Here is a 1,704-nt window from a genome sequence, read left to right as displayed (position 1 = left end):
AGCGCGATCAGCTCGCCCGAGCGGATGTCGAGCGTGACGTCGTCGAGCGCCGGAAAGCGGCCGAATTCCTTGCGTATGTTCTGAACGCGGACTTCCATGACGATCCGGACCTTTCAATGCCTGCGGCTGGCGGCGATCTCGGCGCTGTAGCGAAGCTCGAGCGCCGTTTTCAAGACGAGGGTGACCAGCGCCAGCAGCGCCAGCAACGTCGCAACTGCAAAGGCGGCGACGAAGTTATATTCATTATAGAGGATTTCCACCTGCAACGGCATGGTGTTGGTCTGGCCGCGGATATGGCCCGAGACCACCGACACCGCACCGAACTCGCCCATGGCACGGGCGTTGCATAAGAGCACGCCGTAAAGCAGCCCCCATTTGATGTTGGGCAGCGTCACATGCCAAAACGTCTGCCAGCCGGATGCGCCCAAAGAGAGTGCCGCTTCCTCGTCGCTGGTGCCCTGTTCCTGCATCAACGGGATCAGTTCGCGGGCAACGAAGGGGAAGGTGACGAAGACGGTGGCCAGCACCAGTCCCGGCACGGCAAACAGGATCTGGATGCCATGGCTCTGCAGAAACGGGCCGATGAGACTGTGCGAGCCGAACAGAAGCACGAAGACCAGACCGGAGATCACCGGCGAGACCGAGAACGGCAGGTCGATCAGCGTCGTCAGGAAGGCTTTGCCCTTGAACTCGAATTTGGCGATCGCCCAGGCGGCGGCCACGCCGAAGACGAGGTTGAGCGGCACGGCGATGGCGGCGACGATCAGCGTCAGCCGAATGGCGGAAAAGGTTTCGGCATCGCCAAGTGCTGCCAGGAACTCGGCCGGCCCCTTGCGCAGCGCCTCGGTAAAGACCGCCGCCAGCGGCAAAAGCAGGAACAGGCCGACGAAGGCGAGCGCTGCCGCCGTCAGGCTTAGGCGGGCAAAGCGGCTTTCCGAGGTGGCGGCACGCACGTGATGGGAGGCGGCGGCGGCATCATGCGACATAGACATATCTCCGCCGGCTCCAGGCCTGGATCGAGTTGATGACGAGCAGCATGGCAAAGGAGATGACCAGCATCACCGCGGCAATGGCGGTGGCGGCGGGATAGTTGAACTCCTCCAGCCGGATGACGATCAAAAGCGGCGCGATCTCGGAGACGTAAGGCAGGTTGCCGGCGATGAAGATCACCGAGCCGTATTCGCCGACGCCGCGGGCAAAGGCGAGCGCAAAGCCGGTCAGCCCGGCCGGCAGCAGTCCCGGCAGCAGCACCCGGCGGATCGTCTGGAAGCGGCTGGCGCCAAGGGTGGCGGCTGCCTCCTCCACTTCCTTGTCGATCTCCTCCATGATCGGCTGCACGGTCCTGACGACGAAGGGCAGGCCGACGAAGATGAGCGCGATGACGATGCCGGCAGGGGTAAAGGCGATCTTGATGCCGAGCGGCGCCAAGAGCGCGCCGATCCAGCCATTGGGGGCATAGAGTGTGGCCAGCGCAATGCCGGCGACCGCCGTCGGCAGGGCAAACGGCAGGTCGACCATGGCGTCGATCACCCGTTTTCCGGGAAAGCGATAGCGCACCAGCACCCAGGCGAGGATGACGCCGAAGATCAGATTGACGATGGCGGCGACAAAGGCCGTGCCGAAACTGATGCGCAAGGCATTCAAGGTGCGGGTATCGAGCGCCAGCGTCATGAACTGCGACCAGCCGAGGCCGCTCGAACGCCA

The 1,704-nt window shown here is 63.8% G+C and carries 2 protein-coding genes; both read right to left on the bottom strand.

Translation table 11 applies throughout. The features are described 5' to 3' along the window. Positions 1–113: 113 nt before the first annotated feature. The gene (gene cysW / locus ABIE33_RS36200) at positions 114–986 is read right to left on the bottom strand and encodes a sulfate ABC transporter permease subunit CysW (protein ID WP_429133963.1); all 873 of its coding nucleotides are present in this window, start codon (positions 984–986) and stop codon (positions 114–116) included. Then, positions 976–1,704: sulfate ABC transporter permease subunit CysT (gene cysT, locus ABIE33_RS36195; RefSeq protein WP_429133961.1), on the bottom strand; the 729-nt coding region annotated here is incomplete at its 5' end. The genes cysW and cysT, both read right to left, overlap by 11 nt.

This window comes from Ensifer sp. 4252 (assembly GCF_050434565.1).
GTDB lineage: Bacteria > Pseudomonadota > Alphaproteobacteria > Rhizobiales > Rhizobiaceae > Ensifer.
Note: the sequence above shows the minus strand (reverse complement) of the source record. Positions and strands in the feature narration are given on the sequence as shown.

Bases quoted from the DNA above. Each gene is read 5' to 3' on its own strand.
- cysW (WP_429133963.1), bottom strand. From the start codon at position 986: ATGTCGCATGATGCCGCCGCCGCCTCCCATCACGTGCGTGCCGCCACC.